Annotated in this window: 18 protein-coding genes; 1 reads left to right on the top strand and 17 read right to left on the bottom strand. The window is 44.8% G+C overall.

All coding sequences use genetic code 11. From position 1 onward, the window contains the following. Positions 1-95: 95 nt before the first annotated feature. The 10 genes from ACTO17_RS12520 to ACTO17_RS12475 all read right to left on the bottom strand — a co-directional run bounded on the left by ACTO17_RS12520 (position 96) and on the right by ACTO17_RS12475 (position 11,753). Positions 96-323: a type II toxin-antitoxin system HicA family toxin gene (locus ACTO17_RS12520; protein WP_482558155.1), complete on the bottom strand. Its 228-nt coding sequence runs from the start codon at positions 321-323 to the stop codon at positions 96-98. Between the two features lie 186 nt (positions 324-509). Beyond that, positions 510-1,691, bottom strand: a complete 1,182-nt coding sequence (gene dnaJ / locus ACTO17_RS12515) for a molecular chaperone DnaJ (protein ID WP_482558154.1) — start codon at positions 1,689-1,691, stop codon at positions 510-512. Between the two features lie 2 nt (positions 1,692-1,693). Beyond that, entirely contained in the window at positions 1,694-3,565 is a 1,872-nt protein-coding gene (gene dnaK / locus ACTO17_RS12510) for a molecular chaperone DnaK (RefSeq protein ID WP_172537769.1), read from the bottom strand. Between the two features lie 100 nt (positions 3,566-3,665). Further along, positions 3,666-4,346, bottom strand: coding sequence for a nucleotide exchange factor GrpE (gene grpE / locus ACTO17_RS12505; protein ID WP_482558153.1), 681 nt, complete (start codon positions 4,344-4,346; stop codon positions 3,666-3,668). A gap of 53 nt (positions 4,347-4,399) precedes the next feature. After that, positions 4,400-5,440 (bottom strand): heat-inducible transcriptional repressor HrcA, encoded by a 1,041-nt coding sequence (hrcA, locus tag ACTO17_RS12500; protein ID WP_172537767.1) that lies wholly within the window; start codon positions 5,438-5,440, stop codon positions 4,400-4,402. A 195-nt stretch (positions 5,441-5,635) separates the two neighbouring features. Beyond that, complete coding sequence (locus tag ACTO17_RS12495; RefSeq protein WP_482558152.1) at positions 5,636-8,011, bottom strand: ABC transporter permease; 2,376 nt, start codon at positions 8,009-8,011, stop codon at positions 5,636-5,638. Positions 8,012-8,013: 2 nt separating this feature from the next. Then, on the bottom strand, positions 8,014-8,772 hold the full coding sequence (locus tag ACTO17_RS12490; RefSeq protein WP_482558151.1) for an ABC transporter ATP-binding protein: 759 nt from the start codon (positions 8,770-8,772) through the stop codon (positions 8,014-8,016). 232 nt (positions 8,773-9,004) lie between these two features. Next, positions 9,005-10,333 carry a HAMP domain-containing sensor histidine kinase gene (locus ACTO17_RS12485; protein ID WP_482558150.1) on the bottom strand — a complete coding sequence of 443 codons (1,329 nt, stop codon included), beginning with the start codon at positions 10,331-10,333 and terminating at the stop codon, positions 9,005-9,007. After that, positions 10,330-11,010: a response regulator transcription factor gene (locus ACTO17_RS12480; protein ID WP_482558149.1), complete on the bottom strand. Its 681-nt coding sequence runs from the start codon at positions 11,008-11,010 to the stop codon at positions 10,330-10,332. The genes ACTO17_RS12485 and ACTO17_RS12480 overlap by 4 nt, the downstream gene beginning before the upstream one ends. A gap of 188 nt (positions 11,011-11,198) precedes the next feature. Next, the gene (locus ACTO17_RS12475; RefSeq protein ID WP_482558157.1) at positions 11,199-11,753 is read right to left on the bottom strand and encodes a xylulokinase; all 555 of its coding nucleotides are present in this window, start codon (positions 11,751-11,753) and stop codon (positions 11,199-11,201) included. 109 nt (positions 11,754-11,862) lie between these two features. Here ACTO17_RS12475 and ACTO17_RS12470 point away from each other — a divergent pair, with 109 nt between their 5' ends. Continuing rightward, on the top strand, positions 11,863-12,087 hold the full coding sequence (locus tag ACTO17_RS12470; protein ID WP_016214358.1) for a hypothetical protein: 225 nt from the start codon (positions 11,863-11,865) through the stop codon (positions 12,085-12,087). Here ACTO17_RS12470 and ACTO17_RS12465 read toward each other — a convergent pair. From ACTO17_RS12465 to ACTO17_RS12435, 7 genes are all read right to left on the bottom strand, one after another. Beyond that, positions 12,068-13,708 carry a recombinase family protein gene (locus tag ACTO17_RS12465; protein ID WP_482558148.1) on the bottom strand — a complete coding sequence of 547 codons (1,641 nt, stop codon included), beginning with the start codon at positions 13,706-13,708 and terminating at the stop codon, positions 12,068-12,070. The two genes, ACTO17_RS12470 and ACTO17_RS12465, sit on opposite strands and share 20 nt — an antisense overlap. Positions 13,709-13,724: 16 nt before the next feature. Then, the gene (locus tag ACTO17_RS12460; RefSeq protein ID WP_482558147.1) at positions 13,725-14,033 is read right to left on the bottom strand and encodes a hypothetical protein; all 309 of its coding nucleotides are present in this window, start codon (positions 14,031-14,033) and stop codon (positions 13,725-13,727) included. A gap of 61 nt (positions 14,034-14,094) precedes the next feature. After that, the gene (locus tag ACTO17_RS12455; protein WP_172538365.1) at positions 14,095-14,538 is read right to left on the bottom strand and encodes a DUF6985 domain-containing protein; all 444 of its coding nucleotides are present in this window, start codon (positions 14,536-14,538) and stop codon (positions 14,095-14,097) included. A gap of 82 nt (positions 14,539-14,620) precedes the next feature. Then, a complete protein-coding gene (locus tag ACTO17_RS12450; RefSeq protein ID WP_482558146.1) occupies positions 14,621-15,325 on the bottom strand; it encodes an HNH endonuclease signature motif containing protein in 705 nt (234 codons plus the stop codon). Continuing rightward, on the bottom strand, positions 15,309-18,458 hold the full coding sequence (locus tag ACTO17_RS12445) for a helicase HerA domain-containing protein (protein ID WP_482558145.1): 3,150 nt from the start codon (positions 18,456-18,458) through the stop codon (positions 15,309-15,311). Before ACTO17_RS12445 ends, ACTO17_RS12450 begins: the two co-directional genes overlap by 17 nt. Before the next feature lie 11 nt (positions 18,459-18,469). Further along, a complete protein-coding gene (locus ACTO17_RS12440; protein WP_172538363.1) occupies positions 18,470-20,608 on the bottom strand; it encodes a dynamin family protein in 2,139 nt (712 codons plus the stop codon). Beyond that, entirely contained in the window at positions 20,608-21,678 is a 1,071-nt protein-coding gene (locus ACTO17_RS12435; RefSeq protein ID WP_482558144.1) for a hypothetical protein, read from the bottom strand. The genes ACTO17_RS12440 and ACTO17_RS12435 overlap by 1 nt, the downstream gene beginning before the upstream one ends. Positions 21,679-21,714: the final 36 nt, after the last annotated feature.

The raw sequence follows: 21,714 nt of genomic DNA, 5'->3' as shown, positions 1-21,714 counted from the left end.
TTTTCTATATGAAATCTCTTTTTTTCTGTATTCCTATTGAATTTACTTTTTCAAAGCGGAATTTAATCTTACAAAGTGGAATTTACTTTTTCAATTCACCTATTCCTGATTTCCTTTACCTGATAAGGTTTAATCTTTCCATTTTTAGGCTGAATATTTATCAATTCCGGAATATTGTCTATGGTATATTGTATGTGAGAGCCATTCGTCCTTCTGTTCACTGCACCGATCTTATCCAGAAAAAATCTCATATCTGTCTCTGATATATTCTTATCGCATTTACCAGATAAAATATCGGAACGTATCTTGTCATATCGGCTCATTTGTTCATTATCTCCTGCTTTTTATAGATGGACAGCAACGCTGTCTGCTGTTAGGCTCATACTACCATATGTATGTTCGATTGTCAACGCTAAACGCCTTATAAAACAGCAAAAAGCCGGGGATTTCTCCTCAGCTTTTTATATCTTTGATCCTGTTTTTTCAAAACTTCCTGAAATTGCCCAAGCTTACATATCTTCCAGGGACTCCTTAATCTTCCCCATAAACCCTTTTTTCTTTCCATGCTTCTCTGTATGGGCCGCTCCGTTCTGCTTCTTTAAAGACTGGCCGCTGGCTTCGTCAAACCTGCGCAGCGCTTCTTTTGCCTCTTCGTTCAAGCCTGTAGGCACCTGAACCACCAGGGTTACATAGTGATCGCCCCGGATGGAAGAATTTCTTAAGGAAGGGATGCCCTTGCCTTTTAAGCGGATTCTGGTGTCTGTCTGGGTTCCCGGCTTCACGTCATAGAGGATATCCCCGTCAATGGTGCTGATCCGCACTTCGCCGCCCAATGCCGCCTGGGCAAAGGAAATAGGCGCGGTGGAATATATGTTCATATCCTGTCTCTGGAAAATCGGGTGTCTGCTGACATTTACCTCTACCAGTAAATCGCCTCTGGGCCCGCCGTTGGCGCCCGGTTCTCCTTTTTCCCGGATGCGGACGCTCTGGCCGTTGTCAATTCCTGCCGGAATGGAGACTTTGATTTTCTTGCGCTTTGCAATATACCCGGTTCCCCGGCAGTCCGGACATTTTTCCTTGATAATCTTACCGGTTCCGTGGCAGTCCGGACAGGTCTGCACATTCTGAACCATTCCCAGAAATGACTGCTGGGTGTATACTACTTTTCCTTTTCCGCCGCACTTGGTACAGGTCTCCGGCGAGGTTCCCAGCTTGGCTCCTGTGGTATGGCAGGTCTGGCATTCGTCTTTTAAGGTAATTTCGATTTCTTTTTCGCAGCCAAAAGCCGCTTCTTCAAATGAAATCCGCACAGCCGCCCGGAGGTTTGCGCCTTTCATGGGGCCGTTATTGGCGGAACGCCGCCTGGAACCGCCGCCGAATAAATCGCCGAAAATGTCGCCGAAAATATCCCCCATATCCATGCCGGAGAAATCAAAGCCGCCTCCGCCGCCCATACCGCCGTCGAAAGCTGCGTGTCCGAACTGGTCATACTGGCGTTTTTTGTCCGGATCGCTTAAGACAGCATAAGCCTCGGAAGCTTCTTTAAATTTTTTCTCAGCCTCAGCATCACCCGGATTTGTATCCGGGTGATATTTCTTGGCAAGCTGACGGTATGCTTTCTTAATGGCCGCATCGTCTGCATTTCTGTCCACTCCAAGGACTTCATAGTAATCTCTTTTCTGTTCTGCCATGATTATACTTCCTTATAATCTGCGTCTACTACATCGTCGTCTGCGCTGCTGTAAGATGCATTTCCCATATCAGGAGCCGGGCCTGCGCCTGCTGCGCCCTGGGCTGCCTGTGCATTCTCATACATCTTTGCAAATACCTTCTGCGCGCTTTCCATCAGTTTTTCTTTGGCTGCTTTCATCTCGCCTACCTGATCGTCTGTCATCTCTTCTGCATTCTGATGTGCTTCTACCAGGGCTTTCAGTGCATTCAGGTCTGCTTCCACTGCCGCCTTATCGGCTGCGTCCAGATTATCGCCGACTTCTTTCAATGCATTTTCTGTCTGGAATACGAAGGAATCTGCATCGTTTCTGGTGTCGATAGCTTCTTTTCTCTTCTTATCCTGAGCTTCGAATTCTGCCGCTTCTTTCACTGCCTTTTCAATGTCTGCATCAGACATATTGGAGCCTGCGGTAATGGTAATATGCTGTTCTTTTCCGGTTCCCAGGTCTTTTGCAGATACGTTTACAATACCGTTGGCGTCAATGTCAAAGGTAACTTCAATCTGAGGAACGCCGCGTCTTGCAGGCGGAATTCCATCCAAACGGAACTGGCCTAAGGATTTATTGTCTCTTACAAACTGACGCTCACCCTGTACCACGTTGATGTCAACTGCGGTCTGGTTATCTGCTGCGGTGGAGAAAATCTGGCTCTTCTTGGTAGGAATCGTTGTATTTCTTTCAATCAGCCTGGTTGCAACGCCGCCCATAGTCTCAATGGACAGAGACAGCGGAGTTACGTCCAGAAGAAGGATTTCGCCTGCGCCTGCGTCTCCGGCTAATTTACCGCCCTGAATGGAAGCTCCCAATGCCACGCATTCATCCGGATTCAGGGATTTGCTGGGCTCTTTGCCGGTGATCTGTTTTACTTTATCCTGGACAGCCGGGATACGTGTGGAACCGCCTACCAGTAATACCTGCCCCAGTTCAGAAGCGGTAAGTCCTGCGTCCTTTAACGCATTCTGCACCGGAATTGCAGTCCGTTCTACCAAATCATGGGTCAGCTCGTCAAATTTCGCTCTGGTCAGGTTCATGTCGAAATGCTTCGGGCCTTCTGCGGTTGCAGTAATGAAGGGCAGGTTAATGTTGGTTGTGGTTGCGGAAGAAAGTTCTTTCTTCGCCTTCTCTGCCGCTTCTTTTAATCTCTGCAATGCCATCTTGTCATTGGAAAGGTCAATGCCTTCTGTTTTCTTAAATTCTGCCAGCATATAATCTGTAATCTTCTGGTCGAAATCATCTCCGCCCAGACGGTTGTCGCCGGATGTGGACAATACTTCGATTACGCCTTCTCCGATTTCAATAATGGAAACGTCGAACGTTCCGCCGCCTAAATCGTATACCATGATTTTCTGTTCTTTTTCATTGTCAAGGCCGTAGGCAAGAGCTGCCGCTGTAGGCTCGTTGATAATACGCTTTACGTCCATTCCTGCAATTTTACCTGCATCCTTGGTTGCCTGACGCTGTGCATCGTTGAAATATGCCGGAACGGTAATAACTGCATCTGTTACTTTTTCTCCCAGGTAGTTTTCTGCGTCCGCTTTTAATTTCTGCAGAATCATTGCGGAAATTTCCTGGGGAGAATAATTCTTCTCATCAATAGACCGCTTGTGGTCTGTACCCATTTCCCTCTTGATGGAAGAAATCGTCTTTTCTGCGTTGGTCACTGCCTGACGTTTTGCCGGCTCTCCCACTAATCTTTCTCCTGTTTTGGTAAACGCCACAACGGACGGTGTTGTCCTTGCTCCTTCTGTATTGGCGATAACCACAGGTTTACCACCTTCCATAACTGCCACACAGCTATTTGTTGTTCCTAAGTCGATACCAATAATTTTGCTCATAATAGAGACCTCCTCATAAATATAAACTTTACATTGTCTGCTAAATTTATTATAAAAAACGGCTGCGCCGTATTGCGAAATACCGCGTGGATTTATGCTGTTACTGCACCACAGCCACCATGCTGTGCCTTACCACGCTCTCCCGGTACATATACCCTTTCTGCAGCTCCTGGGCCACAATTCCGGATTCGTATTCTTCGCTTTCCACCTGCATCACTGCGTTGTGGAATTCCGGATTAAACTCTGACCCCACCGCTTCAATGGGCTTTACTTCCAGGTTTTCTAACTCTGTCATTAACTGCTTATATATCTTATCCATTCCCTGTACAAAGGGATCTTCCTTTGCTTCTTCGGGAACAGCGGATAATCCCCGTTCAAAATTGTCCACCACCGGAAGAATCTTCTCAATGACGCTTTTTGCCCCTACTTCAAACATCTGGGTTTTTTCCTTCTCCGTCCGTTTGCGGAAATTGTCAAATTCTGCCATCTGCCGCTGAACCCGGTCGGTCAGCTCTGCAATTTTTTCTTCCTGCTTATTCTTCTTTTCTTTCTTCTTAAAAAAGCCTTTCTTCTCTTCTCCCTGCGTCTCTTTGGAGGTCTGTTCTTCTTCGGATTCCTCCTCTGAAACATCTCCCGAAGCCTCTTCTGTTTCTTCATTTTCCGGCGGACAGGCATCTTCGCATTCCCCGTCGGGAGTCCCCGGCGTATCCATTGCCTCTTCCGGCTCCATGTTTTCTGTCTCCTGGCTTTCCATTGTTTCCATTTCTTTCTGTTCTGCCATATCTGCTCACCTTTCTATTATTCAGAATTTTCGAATATGGTATGTGTCTTTGTCTATGTTTTCCGCGGCTTACGAAATACAGCGTCAAGCTGGACTTTTAATGTTTTCAGATTATCCATCACATTTTCATAATCCATACGCTTGGGGCCGATAATCCCGATGGTGCCTGTCATCCCTTCTCCCAACTGGTATGTTGCCGTTACCACACTGCAGTCCTTCATATTCTGGATGGGGGATTCTGAGCCGATATATACCTGAATTCCGGTTTCCTCATGCGAGGACAGGCTTTCATTGACCAGGCTGACTAACTGCTTCTTCTCTTCAAAAGCGTCCAGAAGCTCCCTTGCCTTCTGGGAATCGCTTAATTCAGGATATTTTAAAATATTCGTAGTTCCGCTGGTATAAATCTCCAGTTCTTCATCCTCCTGAATGGCTCCTGCCAGCGCGTCCAGCACATCGCTGACGATGTTGCTGTGAATGCCCGCCTGCTCTTTGAGCTTCGCAATGGTGCCCAGGTTGATTTCTTCTGCCGACAGCCCGTTCAAGCTGGTGTTTAACAGGATATTCAGCTTCAGCAATGTCTCATTATCTAAGGCTTCCCTGGTGGAAATCATCTTATTCTTTACCAGATTGCCTTCCATTACAATCACAGCCAGAAGCTGCTCTTCATCCACCTGGGACAGCTGCAGGAATTTCACCTTATTCTTATGGTAAGAAGGAGAAGTAATCATGGCGGTGTAATTGGTGTTTGCCGCAAGCATCTTTGCCATCTGCTGCAATACCTGCTCCATCCGCTCGGTGTGTTCAATCATGAACTCTTTCATCTCTGTGACTTCCTGATCCTTTTCCCGCATCAGATTGTCTACATAAAACCGATAGCCCTGGTCAGAAGGAATCCGGCCTGCGGAGGTATGGGGCTGTAAAATATATCCCAGTTCTTCCAAATCCGACATTTCATTGCGTATGGTGGCCGAGCTTAAGTTCAGATCCGAATATTTGGAAATGGTTCTGGAACCTACCGGCTCTCCGGTATCCAGATAATTCCGGATGATTGCGTTTAATATTTTTCTTTTTCTTTCATCCAGCTCCTGCATCCCTGACCTCCTGCGCCCTGTTCTTTTTCTTTTGTTAGCACTCAGCTTGTAGGAGTGCTAACATCTATGTACTTAAAATAGCACTAACGTTTTTTATTGTCAATAGTATTTTTCCGATTTAATAATTTCTTTATAATTACCAACATCCTCCAATCGTCCGATGGATTTCTGCAAAAGATGACGCAGCAGCTCCCATCAATCATTTACCAACAGGGATCTGGGCACAATTTTTTTAATGCGCAGAGACATCAGGCAGGCTGCCCCAAAGGCAAATACCACCAGTCCCGCCCCTGCAGCCGCGATAAATCCCACTGGTATCCGGAAGGTACAGGTGACTATCCCAATGTCCCGTAAAAACACTGCCATCAGCGGATTGATCAAAAAGCTGTTTATGATAAGACCTGCAATAGAAGAAATGATTACCGCAGGCATAAAACTTAAGGCTGTCTGAACCATAAGCTGAGCGGTGGTAAAGCCCAGTGATTTTAAAATGCCGTATTCTCTCTTCTTACTGCTGAGCATGGCCCGCACCAGCAGGTACATCACAAACACGGTAATCAGAAGGCTGATCAGCAGAACTGCAGCCACAATCACGGTCAGCAGAGAAACATATACCGCTGAAATTCCATAGATAATCTCAGAAATATTCCGTGTCTGGATAACCTTGCTGCCCATACGCCTGCTCACTTCTTTATTAAAGTCCTCTGTGTCTGTGCTTTCAGTAAGGTTGATAAAGTAACTCAATGCGGAAAGATCACCCATCCGCTCATACCCCTTCCGGGTTAAAAGACAGTCCTTCCCCAGATTATTGGAAATCTGCGTCAAACCGGAAATAATATAAGTCTCTTCCTGTTCTCCCAGATTCATCCTGATTTCATCGCCAATTTTACAGCCCTGCTCTCCGGCGTATTTGGCAGCGACGGCTATTTCATTGTCAAATTCCGGAAACCGGCCCTCAATCACAACCTCCTGATTGTTTACCTGGGAAAAGTCGCCGCAGATATTGACAAGCAGTTCCACACCGCCCACATGCTCCACTTTTTCGGTATGGTACAGGTAGACTTTTTCCACCCGGCTGTCTTTTTTCATTTCCCGTAAAAATTCCTCTTCTGCATCTATATTAATATTAATGCAGGTATCTGCCATTTCTCCTACCACCAGATTGAGAAAATACGTAATATCCACAATTACATTTTCCAGCATCAGCCCGGAAAATACCAGCATCAGAGACAGCAGCAGCATGGTAACGCAAATGGTAAGATTATATTTCATCCCTGACAGGGCTGTCTTTAGAGAAAGCGCTGCATTTAAGGGCGCTCTGGTTTTTTCCAGGGGAATGCGGCTGCGCCGAAAGCTGTGGGTCTGTATTCCCTGGCGGAGCGCGTCAATGGGAGGAATTTTCCGGATTCTGCGGGCAGACAGCCAGACAGTCAACGCAACAGCGCTGCATACAACGGCCAGTGTCAGCAGCAACGGCTCCGGCAGAATATGAATTTCATAGGGAATGCCTGTCTGGGAAACCATCATATCATTCACCCCTGGAAACAGAACATAAGACATCGCCGCTCCCAGAACCGCGGCAAAACCTGCAATGGCCAGAAACTGCAGCATCAGCATGCCGATCAATTGTCTGCTCTGATAGCCGATGGCTTTCCATACCCCCAGATTCTTCATATTTTCCTGAATATAATTGATAATGTTGGAAGATACCACTGCCAGTACAATCAGCAGCACAAAAAAGGCCATGGCGCTGACAACGGAGGAGCAAATCATCTGGGAAATATAGCGCGACTGGGAAACCAGCGTATAGGAATTACTAATGGTAAATGCCTCCGGATACCTGGCAGATACGGCATGGTTCAGCATGGTTTCAAAGGCTTCACTTTCCTCTTTGTCTGAAATCCGTACCGAAACCAGAGCAAAATCCGGCGCATATCCTTTGTTCTTCCATTCCTGATAAGTCTGCTCCGTCATCAGAATTTCACACATCCCGCAGTTATGAGAGCCTGTCATCACACTGTTGAAAAAGCCGCATACCCGGCTGCTTACCTTATGTTTTCCGATGGTCAGCTCTGCCATTGTTCCCACTGCAATATCTCCTGTTTTATAGATCATGGGAAGATAAATGCCCTCTGTAAATTGGCTGTCCTCTATAAGCTCCACTCTGCCGACCGGACGCTTCAGGGCGTCATCTTTTTTCATCATAATAAAGTTAGTGACTGCCTCTCCGCCATTATACTGAAGCTTTCCCTCGGAGCACATCACATCATCCATGCAAAATTCCGAAGTGCGTGTATCCTGTTTTAATACTTCCGTAATGTATTGCTTCATTTCATCAGAATTTTTATCCGGTTCAGCTTCTTCCGCTGCAGGAGCACGGCTCACACACACGGTCACATGTTCCCCATTCAAACGCTGGTGCCACCGCTCAAAATTCTGCTTATAATCCAGGCTTAACATCAGCCACAGATTCATCATTCCCGCCGCCAGAAAAATCAACGCAATTTCCGCTGCCGTCTGCCCTTTTGCCCTGCGCAGGTTGGAACGGATCAGAAAGAAACTTTTTCTCATGCTTACCACCCCATTTCCCCAAGAAATGCAGACAGTTTTCTGTGCCTTTCTTCATCGCCGTGTACATATCTGCCCAGATTGCATTCTCCTAAAACCACGCCGTCCTTTAAATATAAAATGCGGCTGCCTCTGCGGGCGGAGCGCATGTCATGGGTTACCATTACCACACTCTGTCCCTGCTCGTTAAATCTGGTTAAAGTATCCAGAACATCCAGCCCTGTTTTGGAATTTAAGGCCCCGGTGGGTTCATCGGCGAATAAGACGTCCGGAGCATTAATTAAAGCCCGGACAATTCCCACGCGCTGGGCTTCTCCGCCGGAAAGCTGCGTGGGAAATTTCTTCTGGGTTTCCTCTGAAATGCCCACTGCCTGAAATAATTCCCTGGCCCGCCCAAGCAGCTTCTTTTTATCTCTGCTGACCAAAAGCCCTGCGCAAAGCACGTTGTCCAATACGCTCATGCTGTCAATCAGATAAATCTGCTGAAATACAAATCCGCAGTGTTCTCTCCGAAATACGGAAAGCCCGTCCTGGCTTAAATCAGAAATCACCTGCCCGCCGAACCGAATGGTTCCCAGGGTCGGGGTATCCATTCCTGAAAGGGCATACAAAAGTGTGGATTTCCCGGCTCCGCTTGCCCCCATAATCACCGTAAAGTCCCCCTGGTACAGCTCCAGATCAATATTTTTCAGCACATGCTGCAGGACTCCTCCGCTGGAGAAGGATTTGCTTAGGTTTTCTGTTTTAAAAATTATTGTTTTCATGGGAAACTCCTTTCATAAAACATATGGTTTGCTGCAATACTAAACTTTATTTTATTTTTCCAGATCTTAAATGTCTTTAGGGAAACCTTAACGGTTTCTTAAATTTTATATCGGAGAATCCCAAAATGGCATATAAGAAAAGAGCGGTGGAAAGTTCCGCTCTTTTTAACTTGCTTATTATATTCTTTTCAATGGTTATTTTTCCATATATAAACGTTACAAATTTTTTATATCAGTTCTCACTGCAAATTCCACCGCTCAGCGGCACAGACACCCTCACCTTAAGTCCCCGCTCTCCGTTTTCCACTGTCAGAGCTCCATTCATGGCCTCCATAAAGCAATCGGAAATAAACAGTCCAAGCCCCGCTCCTTCCACCGCTTTTGCATTGCTTCCCCGTCGGAATTTCTCTTTGATAAAGAAAATTTCTTCCGCAGGCAGGCCGCCGCCGTTATCCTCCAGTTCTACAGTCAGCAGGCCGCCGGCTTTCTCCGCCCGCACCCAAATGGATGTGTCTGTATATTTATAGGAATTTGCAAAAATATTGTCAAAGACCTGCTGCAGTCTGAGCCTGTCTGCCAAAACCAGGCAGGGCGGAATGGCCGGAATCAAAGCCCGGTGAAGATAGTCTGCATTCTCCAGCAGACGCTTAATCTCGCTGCTCTCCATATCCTCAGAGGTGACGGTAAGCTCCTTAAGCTCCTTAAGCGTTGCGGTAAACAGGTTCGTAACCAGACTGTTAATCTGGTCGGCTTTTTGAATAATCTGCCTGTAGTTTTCCCGCATCCTCTCACTTTCTGCAAGGGCAAATCCCACTTCGGACGCAGCTTTTATGCTTGCCACCGGCGTTTTGATATCATGGGACAATTTGGCCACCAGTTCCTTTTTCCCGGCATTTGCCTCTGCTTCGGCCAGCCTGGCTTTTTTTAATTCTGCGCGCATCAGATCAAAGCTTTCCGTAAATGCGCCGAACAAATTCTGCCTGTCCATTTCCAGAGGAATATCCAGATTCCCTCCGGCAATCCGTTCTGCAAATTCTTCCAATTTGCGGAAGGGTTTTACCAATGTTCCATAAAGACCTGCCGCAAAGCCTGCAAGGCACAGAGACTGAATCAGCATAAGCATCATAAGACCCAGGGCGGCACGACGTTTTCCTGCCGCAGCATCCGCGTCCTGTGAATTATAGATGATAACTTTTCCCACTGCTGCCCCGGACTTTTCCACCTCCAGTATGGTGTCTCTGTGTGAAACCGCCTGGCTTATGGTTTCGCTTAAATGTTCTCTGGTTTTGTATAACACTTTCCCCCGGCAGTCAATCACTGTATAGTCCAATGACCCGGAGGACGCCTGACTGCTTTGGGCTCTCTCCGGGTCTGAATGGCTTTCTGCATATTCCGGAGACGCTGCAAGACGCTCCCAGTTTTGTTCCACTGTTTTCACAATTTTATTGACAGCCACCACATCCTGGGACGCTTCTGCATTTCCTCCCATAAACTTAAACACAACTGCCGCTTCCAGCAAAAAAGTCAGCAGAATTACAAAAATAAACCTGTGCTTTTTCATCTGCCGCCTCCCTCAAACCGGTAGCCCTTCCCCCAGTAAGTGACAATGTATTCCGGCTGATTCGGATTCACCTCAATGGCTTCGCGGATTCTTCGGATGTGAACGTTCAGCGTTCCGTCTCCGGTGAATTTATCTGCCCAGACATGTTCAAAAAGCTCCTGCTTGGACACCACTCTGTCACGGTTTTGAATCAGATATGCCAAAAGCCGGAATTCCATCATCGTTACTTTCACCTTGTTTCCGTTTACCAGAAGGCTCTGCCCCAAAGCGTCAAAATTCAGCCTGTGATCTGAGTAATTCTCCTCTCTTCCTCCCCCGTAACGCTTTAAAACTGCCTGAACCTTGGCCAGTAAAACTCCCAGGGAACAGGGCTTTTGAATATAATCATCACCGCCGATATTCAAGGCGGCGATTTTGTCGTCGTCGCTTGTTCTTGCAGATATAAAAAGAATCGGGATATCTGTCTGCTCCCGCAGCTCCCTGCACAGCACAAATCCGCTTTCATCCCCCAGATTGATATCCAACAGCAGAAGCTCCGCCGTATGCTCCTGCAGAAAACAGCGGGTTTCTTTTGCACTGTAAACAGCTGTTGTTTTTACTCCAAATAAATTAAAATATTCTGCCGTGCTGTCCGCAAGCATTTTTTCATCATCTATGATTAAACACTGGTATTTCATCGGATCTCCTTTCCTGCACAGGGTTTTCTGACGCAGTATTGTCCTGCACAGGAAAGTCACCCATATGCCAAATACATTATACAACAAAAAACAGTATCCGGCAGACTTTATTCTGATTTTTATTACTCCGGCGGTTAAACTATAATCCTCAGCTTTGCTTCCTCTCAATTCCCTTATTTCCTAATGATTTAGGAAAAATACAGAATGCTTGATCCGAACCAAAATTGCACCTCTTTCAAATCCGTATCCAGATGCCGGTACATATTTACATAATAAGGGTAAAGCTCCTGATACTGCTTCACCCACTCCGGATTCGGTTCTATAATCTCCTGAACTTTGATGATTTTTGCAGCTGTCTCTGCCAAATTCTCAAATACGCCTGCTTTATGCCCTGCAATCATGGCGTCGCCAACGGGCACGTCGCCGGATTCCGGGCTGAGCACATGCACCGGCATATCCAGCACTGCCGCCTTAATCTGATTCCATACTCTGCTCTTTGCGCCGCCTCCGCAGATTCTTAAGATTTCCGCTTTTGCCCCCTCCTTCTTTACGGTTTCCATCACATGCTTCAGGGCAAATGACGTTCCCTCAAACACCGATCGGGTCAGCTCATTCCGTTCCATATCCATACGTAATCCGATGAACATTCCCTTAGCATAATCATTCCAGAGCGGCGCCCGTTCTCCTAAAAGATACGGAAAGAAAATAAGTCCGTTGGAACCCGGCCTGGCCGTATAAGCCAGTTCATTTAAATATTCATATATTACTCCACCCCTGGGACTGATTCTGTAAAAAGCACCCTTTCCATCTCCGAATCATACAATATCAATAAGTACTAATAAGGAGAACTTTATGGAAAAATTAATGGAAATCAGCCATGTGGGTTATTCCTATCATACCATGCAGGGCGAAACGCCTGCTTTATCCAATATAAATTTTACGGTTCATAAAGGGGATTTCCTGGCGGTTGTGGGGCCTAGCGGGTGCGGCAATGGGATGGTTCTGCAGGGGAAACAAATTACGCGGCAGCCACTGATATCTGCTGATTCTTGCTTCATCAATGGCTGCCATAGATAAAAATATGGGCTTCTTCTCCGTCCCAGACAACTTTATCCAGAATCATCCGCAGATATTCCCGCTTTTCCGGTACGGTTAAGGTATCAAAAAGTCTGCGGAAGCCGGAAAGCTGTTCTAAGAGAACCTCCATCTGCTGTCTGTCCCCCTGAATATTTTTCCCCTCTTCCCCTGATTCTGCGCGTTCTCTTTCCAGGGATGCACATTCTTCATTCAGCTTTCGGATTTCCTTTTCTATCTGCTGAATAAAATCTTCCTCACCGCCGGATTTTGCCAGGACAGAAATAAGGTTCTGTATTTCTTTTTTCCGTTTCTGTATTTCCTGCTCCAACAGGTCTGCCCCAGTGACTGTCTCTTCTTTTGTGTCATCCATTCTTTCCATAGCTTCCTTAAGCATACGATGGATATCGGAATTTTCCTCCGTATACCGCAGCACTTCCCTGCACACCAGTTCATCCAGTGTATTTCCCTGTACATTTGGTACGGAGCATTTCTCCCCGTGGGTCATGTCTTTATACGGGCAGAGATAGGAAAATTTCCGTTCCCCTGTTTCTGTTACCTGTTTGGCTGAATAATATTTCGGGCGCATCAGGTGTCCGCAGGAACAATGCAAAATTCCTGAAAGCAAAGCTACGGGATTCTGAGGCTTGTGCCATCCTTCTCCCCTGGAACTGTTTTTTGCCAGAAGATTCTGGATTTTGGAAAAGTCCTGCCCGGATATAATTCCTGGATGCCTTCCTTTCGCTACAATCCATTTTTCCGGTGAATTATTTTTATTCTTATACTGGGTGGAAGAAGTTTTCGCATAGGCAATCAGTCCGTATGTTCCATCTGCCTCTTCCTGTTCCATACATACCTGGCAGCCCAGATTCCAGAAATAATCATAAGCTTCCCTGTCTGCTGTACAGTATACGGGATTTGTCAGAATGTCCCGGATAGCGGTTGTGGTATATTCATTGCCCCGCTTTGTCTGTATGCCGCGGCTCAGAAAATATTTGACGATTCCCATTAAGGACTGATTTTTAAGATATTCCTGAAAAATAAACCGGACGGTCTGCATTTCCTGTTCATCTACCGTCAGACGGAAAGATTTTTTGTTTTTTCCGTTGACAGATACTTTTTCTTCCGCTTCTGCCGAAAACCCAAGGGGCGTATTTCCTCCCAGCCACCTGCCCTTTCTTGCAAGCATTACCATATTGTCCCGCACCCGCTCTGCAATCTGCTCCCGCTCCATCTGGGCGAGAACTCCTGCAAAATAAAGCATGGCTTTTCCAATGGGAGTGGAAGTGTCAAACCGTTCCTTAATACTGATAAAAGAAACATCCAGCTTGTTCAGGGTTTCCACCAGATTGGCCAGGTCTGCAATGTTGCGGCCCAGCCGATCCAATTTGTAGCACACCAGATAATTGCAGTTTCCTTTTTTGATTTCCTGCATCATTTTCTGAAATTGGGGACGGTTGGTATTTTTGCCGGAGTAGCCTTCATCTTCATATGTTACGATTTCGGCTTCCCCGGCGCCTTCAATGTTATACTGTATGTAATCCCGGCACATGGCAAGCTGATTTTCCACGCTTTCTCCCCGGCCGGTCCATTTGGATTTCCTGCTGTAAATAAAAATTACCATTATTTCTTTCCATCCTTTACGATTGTTCCCCGTATTTACGCAGATAGGACATGGCCTGTTCCAGGGTCACTCCCGCCTTATTCTGTAGTCTGGCTAAAATGGCTGTATCTTCAAGCCCATCCTCCTTGCCCAGTTCAATAATAGTCTGCACTTTGCCCTGCTGCATTCCCTGCCGTATTCCTTGTTTTACTCCACGCTGTATCAGTTTCTCCGATTCTGTTTCAATTACAGTTCCTCCCATAATATTCACCAGCCTTTCCTCGTTTTCATTCCCATTTGTAATATGCGTAATAATATTATTTACAAATCCCATCAGGTCTATCATTTCATCATCTGACTTAGTGCAACAACCTCCTGAATCTGTAGTTTCACCAATATAATATATCTTATAAAAATATATCCTGTGGTCCAACAATCATTTCTGGAAACAATTTTACCGCTACTCCATTTTCCACATCCCATACACAGTCAAATAATAGGATTGCCGTTCCATCCTGTTTAAACAGTAATGATGTGGGTGTTATCATCTGTTCAAGTTCACAAACCTGTTCTACCTTTTTTATCTCATCCCCACCAACGAGTCCTCCTTCTAAACTATCATTCACATAAGATTTCAATTTTTCTCCCACTCGCTTTAACACTTCTTCTTCTTTTTCGGAAAAGATTCTGTATGCTCTTCTCTGTTCTTCTGTAATACGCTTTCCTGAATATGCCTTGGCAACAACTTTTATATTCCAGGATTTTCCAAACATTGTCACAGACTGCTGCTTATACCACCTATGTTTATATGTCATTTCCCCAAATACCCTGTCTTTACAGATAATTTCCATTTTACATCTTTCCTTTCTTTATTCGTAATCGTTCAATTTTGGGCTTTTTCCAATGCAAAAGTTCTAAGCCAAACTGCTCCCTTTATTCTTCTGCTTTCCGCATCCTGTATTCTGACACACCGCCAGAGTGAGGGACATTTCCATGAATTTCTGTTGGAACCTTCTGCATTGTCTTGCAATCCTTACATTCATGCCAGGTATACTTATGCTCTTCTCTCCACTTTGCAACCTCTTCTGGGGTACAGCCTCTCTGCTCTGCCAATTTTTCATCTGCCTGGTCAAAATTTGCAGCTCTATCATCTGTAAAGTCATCAATTTCAACTTCCCCCTTTGACACTTCTGAAAAATCTGCCTCGCCATCCTTAAAGGGTATTCCATCTATCCCATATTTATCCAGAAGTTCCCCCCATGTGAGTTTGTCTGGATTTGTCAGCGGATTTTTGGGAATGTCATTCCTATCCGGAACCCATGTGGAATTTCCTCTTTCCCCTTCCCAGTTTCCTCCGTTTCCATCAATGGGGCATCCCCTTACATCCATTCTGGGCAATTCTTCTGATTCAGGAATATACTCCGGTTGAGATATTCTGTCTGATTCGGAAGCTTCCTCTAATTCAGGGATATCAGACCCTCTGCCTTCTGTATTCTCTTCCCTTAAAATTTCAAAAAAATCCCCTTCCTCAAACAGTTTTCTATAAGTTTCCAACGCATCTTCACTGAACCCTGGCTCTATCTTTCCTTTCTTTTCCGATATTTCCGTTAGGTCCTTCATATTATCTAATAATGCCATGCCTTTTTCCCTCCTCTATATAGTCCATCAATCTTTCAAAGAAAGAAACCGATTCTTTCTTCCCGTCAAACTGTGCCTTTTCTTTTGCAAGAAGTGCAAGAATCTGATTTTGGGCATATTCAGGCAAAATTGTGATATCAGGTTCCAGTCGTTCCAGCAGGCAGTTCCGCCAGAATGCAATATTCTCCTCTTTCCCCTTTGCAAAGCAAAATGCCTCTTCTGAATCGAAAATATGGTACACTATTTTTTCTCGTAACCTTTCAATTACAGTATCATCCGCTGTTTTGGCATATTCTAGAAATGCAATTTTTACCTCAGCCGGTATCTGTAGTTTTTGTACTTCATTAATCAGGCCGGCAACATACTTGCCATCTAATTTTTTTCTTTTGTCAATGGGCAGCAGCACATATTCCAAAATCCTGTATTTCTCTCTATTGTCTGCTTTTCTCTTTTCATAATGAAATTCTGGAACTTCCCTGAAATTTGTATCAATTTTACAGAGCACAGGCTCCAGCCAGTCATTTTGGTACACTGCTGCAACAAATGTCTTTATCCTAGATAATTCCAATATCTGGTCCTCATTCAGTCCTGCAGCCCTTCCAACCAGTTCCCGATCCTGCAAATCCGGCAGACGTAGTATAATTTTTGTGTTGGTATTCCGAATGACAGACAAATCCATCAGGCCCGGAGCCTGATCCGCAATCACAAATCCTTCTCCAAAGGTCCGCATCTCTGCAATGGAATTTGCCAGCATTTCCACAGATTTTCCAAGCAGGTTCGCACTTTCTCCAAATTGCTCCGTTGATGTTCTTTTCAGTATATTATGGGCTTCCTCCAACACAGTCACATGCTTTAGAGGTTCATTTCCTTTGCCTGTATTTGACATGCGGTATTCCTGCAGTTTCATCACCAGTAATCCCATAATCAGAGCTTTGGTTTCACTGGAACCTGTTCTGCTTAAATCTATAATGACATTGCTCTCAAACAATTCCTCCACACACAACTCATCACTGGTAAAAATTTGCCGGTACAATCCATTGGTCAGTGATTTCAGTCTGGTGCACAATGCTCCCTTATAATCTCCTCCCGTATCAGAAGAATAAGCGGACTCCTCCATAACAACATTAATTTGCTGTTGCACATCAATAAAAGAAGGATACAGAGGCATTTCCTTCACATAGCTGCATTCTGAAGTCGCCAAATTCCATCCTGACAGGATATACGCCCGTTCAATGGCATCTTTCAGCACAGCAGGCATTGCCGCATACATGGGCCAGCAAACATTGAATATTTCAATCAAGCGGTCAATATGCTCTAGAACATGAATATCCTTCGGAAAACTAAATGGGTTTATCCGTAACAGAGGCATTTTCTTATCATTCGTCCCATAAACCTTTACATTGGGGTATCCTCCAAACCGATTTTTATATTCTCCTTTTGCAGGCTCAATTACCATAAATTTTATTTTTTCTTTCCGTCCCTTTACCGAACGTACCATCAATTTGTCCAACATAGAATAAATCGTCGTCGATTTCCCGGAACCGGTAGAACCAGTGATAAAGGTATGCATAGACAAACTTTCAATATCCAAACATACTTTCTGCTCTTTTCCATACCCGCCTTCTTCATGACCCATATGATAAAGATCGCCCAGAAACAGCCGTTCTTGACCGCTTTCTGCTATGTTTCTCCCAAATGGCGTCATTGGAATGACTGTAACGCCTAAAATAGATTTTTTCGGCAGCCCGATTTGTATGGCAAGCTCATCACCACTGACAATGGATGCCGGAGTGACAATAATTTTTTCTTCTTGGTATTCCCCTTGTCTTTTCCTCAATAAAAAGCGAGGATGCACCAGAGACCCTATGTACTGCCCCAAAACCTTTGTTTCTTCTTCCTTATACCAGGAATTGATATGGGATGCCTGCACGCTGGAATTTTTTCCTCGCATCAGGGCATTATAGTTGCTGGCAACTGTCAGAACCGTTTCCCTGTCTTTTGCAATCACATAAGCTGCACAGTCAAAGGCCCCAAAACTTTCACATTCATCCAGCCGCTCCAAATGTTTGTCTATTTTATCCAACAAAGATTTTACACTTCGATTTACATAGCTGAACTGTATGCTCTTCCCTGCTACCTTGGATGTGGAAACAGTATCCGTCACGGACTTACTCTGCTGTAAGCTCCTGCTCCTAGTATCCGACTTTCCCATGGTATCAGAGGTTCCGCTGTTAACTCCAGCATTCAGCCCAAAATTTGCATTCACCACAAACGGAACTCCAAGCCCTATTCCTGCACTCATCCCAAAAGATCTGCCCTTCGACCGGGACCTGCTCTGGGTCATGGAAATGCCTGTAGAGATTCCCTTGGATATGCCCTCTGACCTTGCCTTGGACAAGGATACCGTATCGCTTTCATTAAATGTCACCGCATGATGGGCAAATGCGGACAATTGGGTGTACAGCAGTTCATATCCCTTCCGGATCACCTGCAGCTCTGCAGTATCTATTGGATCCGCCAGCATAACAACCGTATATTCCTGCCCCTTCAGTGAATCCACCAGATTCTCAATTCCCTGCACGTAGCCTGTGATGCTCTTATTTTTTTCGTCCCGCAGCGCAACAATACCTGAAACAGACGAATAGCAGTTCCTTTTTCCTGTCAATATGGTACTCTGAAGATTTTCCACCTCACTGCTTGGCAGCTCTTCCAAATCAGAACCTGTCAGGTTCCCTGCCAAAGCGCCACGAAAAGCGGCTGCATTTGCCTCTCGCCTTTTCCGGTCGGTTTCTGTACGCGCCCGTTTGGATATAATACCCAGATAATAATCTATGCGACATCCATCGCTATGTACCACCGTCGCCAGGCTGCATTCAATAGAAGATGCCACATTTACAATGGTAGTCAGCTTGTCCAGAAAATTTTCTTCTTTGTTCAAAACAAGCCGAGACAATTTATAAAATTTTCCGCATTCAGAAATTCTGGTATCCTTATCTTCTTCTGTGGGATCCATAATCTCATAAGATTCCAACATTCCCAGATAATCCTTTGTAATGATTGTCATGGCATGGTTTAAGGAAGCATCCAGCTCATTACTTAACTTTTTTGTGTTTTTCTCAATTTCATTCGGCATAGTTTTTTCCTCTAATGTAATCTTTTCCTGCAATTTTCCAGCCTGGAAACATATTCCTGATATCCAGCAATCTCCGTTTCCTTATTCTGGCACTGCAGTGCCAGAGCATCAAATTCTTCTACAATATTTTTAAGAAGCGAATCCTCTATTTTTTCTTGAATCGCTGCCATAGATTCTTTAAACTCCCTGACAGTAAGGGATAATTTTTCGCACAGCTGGTCATAAATGCGTGAAACTGCCCGCTGAAGGGCAACAGCCAACTCTGTTTTCTGTTCTGCGGAAGTAATCTCCCCAGTAAATTTCCCTGTAATTTTATCCATTGCATCTGATATATCTATCTGGAACACTGGAAATTCTATGGCGCTTACCGTTTCTTCCACCATGATCCGAAACAAGGAAGAATCATATGTTTCACTTCCAAGATCAAAATTATTAACTACCACATTCAATATTTTCCGCTTCACCTCTTTTAACTGCAACGCTTGGGTAAATACCTCTTCTACCTGATTGGTTGCGTCAATTCCATATTTTCTCAGATTCTCTATGGCATCTGCTGCAATGCAGTAGGAATAATGTTCCTCATACTGGTAAGAATGGGTTTTCTTCCACCACAAATGCCCCGTAGTGTAATAACCAGTATGGGTAGTTGTCCCTGTCCGCTCCTTGATCTCCAGATAGTCCTTCCCTGCCCCTCGCAGTTCCCGGATTCCTTCTGCCTTTTCCGATTCCAGCCTGGCGTTAAATTCCCCGAAAACGTTGGATATGTCTGCCCGAATGTTTCCCATCTGCCCTTCCATAGATTTCTTCTGCTCTAAAAGCTGTTCCCTGTCATTTTTTTCCAATGCCTGAATCCTCTTCTGCGCCTTCTCCTGGAAAGAGGTAAGCAGGTTCCCTGCTTCCTCTGTGGCATTTGGGATAAAGCTTCTGGACTTACTTTCCAGGATTTTTTCTTTTTCCTCCACTACCTCGGAAAACAGATGCTTTACCTCATCAAAATTGCCCAATAATTTCAAATCAGCTTCCATATCCTCGGAAAACATTTTCAGAGCGGAGTAGATGTTTTTTTCTTCTGGACTGTAATCCTGCTGCTGTTTGCCTGACATATTATAAGCAAGGGAGGAAACCATTAAAGGGTCTGCACATTGCTTTATCACTTCTATCAATTCCGAAGAGCTGCCCCTTGCTTCCAAATCTTTCACAAATTCCTGAACTTTGCTTTTTGCGCGTTTTTTTAATTTCCGCCGAATGAGCTTACATGCCTTTGGAATATTATCGGCTGTATTTTCATCCTCGCCGAAAATGTCGTCTTCTTCCTGAACTCTTAAAACATCACGAATTCCGCTGTCATATTTGCTTGCAATCAAAACAAGCCGCTTTACCCCTTTCTGGGGAAGCTGGCTAGATAACAAAGTCCAGTCACTTTTGTCCAAAAAACTCCCAGACTGGCTCAAAAAAAATACCACATCGCAAATCTCCATAAATTCCTTGGTACGGATGGTCCGGGAAGCGATTGGGTCATTCAGTCCCGGTGTATCCACAATGGAAAGCCCCTGAAATTCTTCTTTATTCAGGAAAAGGGTCACTGCTTTTACAATAGGCGTATATTTTCCGTCTTCGCCCACGTATTCATTGAGATGGGAAATCAAATCCTCATATGTCCCAAACTCAATTTTTTCCATGCCTTTTTCCAGATATGGATGGGGATCCACTCCGTTCCTTTGTACCATATCAACAATTTCCCGGGCGGAAGTATAGATTTCGTCATCCAGATCCACCACCGCATTTTCTTCTAACACTTCCCATTCTTCCGGGGAATAATACTCAACCTGAATAATGTTGTCCTTGGAATATTCCATTTTAGTTAATGTGGCAGTTTTAGGGGTGGAGGCTTTTGGCAGAATCTCTTTGCCCTCAAAGAGCAATGTGTTTAGGAAGGAGGATTTTCCTGCTTTCACCTGACCTACCACGCCTATGTTCAGCTTGCGGTTTTCACGGTAGAAATCCTCCGTCTTCAACTTAAAATCCGCGGCAAATTTTTCCAGTCTCCTGATATCCTCCTCCCTGGCAACCTCTGCAAGTTCTGCAATCATTCCGCCTATATTGGCTGTAAAATCCTCAAACTGGGGGTTATCTGCTGTAAATAATGCCATTACTGTTTCTCCTTCCTCATCCTATTTTTCCGATACCATCTTGATAACTTCTGGTAATCATCAAAATATGATACTACATAGACTGTAATATATTTCATCTCATTGTTGGTTTCTGTATCTTTTTCGCTGTCTTCCAGGAAGGAAACCATTCCGTCGCAGGGAGCGTATATGTTTTCTTCCTGTTTCGCAAGTTTTTCTTGAGATTTGTTTGCAAAGAAGCTTCCTATTCCAATCAACCTCTCTTTCTCATATGTAACAAGCACATCTCCACTTTTTACCAATTCCCCCGCCTGAAGGCGGCTTTTGATAAAACACAAAGGTTCAGACCTATCAGCCTGAGCTAGAATCCCATTCATTGCCTCGAATCCGCTTGCTGCAAATATAGATTTTTCATATTTCTTCACACATAATCTCCCACATTCTCTGCGGTGGGAGATGATCCATTCTTCTGGAATAAATCCCTGAAAGTTTTCTTTTATTATCCATCTGTCTGTCTTGGGAGCGGGCGCTTTCTCCAAAACATCCCAATCTTCGGTTAATATTCCTTTTGCAACCAGCCCGGTTATTTTTATCTCCTCTTTTTCGCAACCAAATACCCTGGCAATGTCCACAATCAATGAAATCTCTTTTCCCGATGCTTCCCCAGAAATATTGGCAATCACCAACGCATCTGCCAGGAACGCATATTTCAGTTCCTGAAGATCCATGCAGATTTTTTCCATATCCTCTGGCTGGAATTCCAAGCCCGCCTGATACAGTTCTTCCGCATGCAGCTCCATCCCACATCCTGATGCTATTCTGCATAAATATAATAAGCGATCCTTTATCTTACCTTCTGAAGACATCAACAGCCAGGAAAGAGCCTGCATGTATTCCTTTTGGAGTACAGAGGTAACTCTGGATACACCTGTATCCTTTATGGGATATTGCAAGGCCAGTTTTGTAATTCTGGCAAAATCCTCTTTCTCTTCTTCCTTTGTTTTGGGCTTCATCTCTTCTATCGCCTTCTGAAGTTCAGAAATATGTTCTTCCATGGAACGAAGTTCCTTCTGAAGGTCTGTTAAATTCATAGTTTAGTTCCTTTCTCCCATTTTCTAAATATAAAA

The organism is Petralouisia sp., assembly GCF_056822245.1.
The sequence above is the reverse complement of the archived record's forward strand: the minus strand, read 5'-3'. Positions and strand labels throughout refer to the sequence as shown.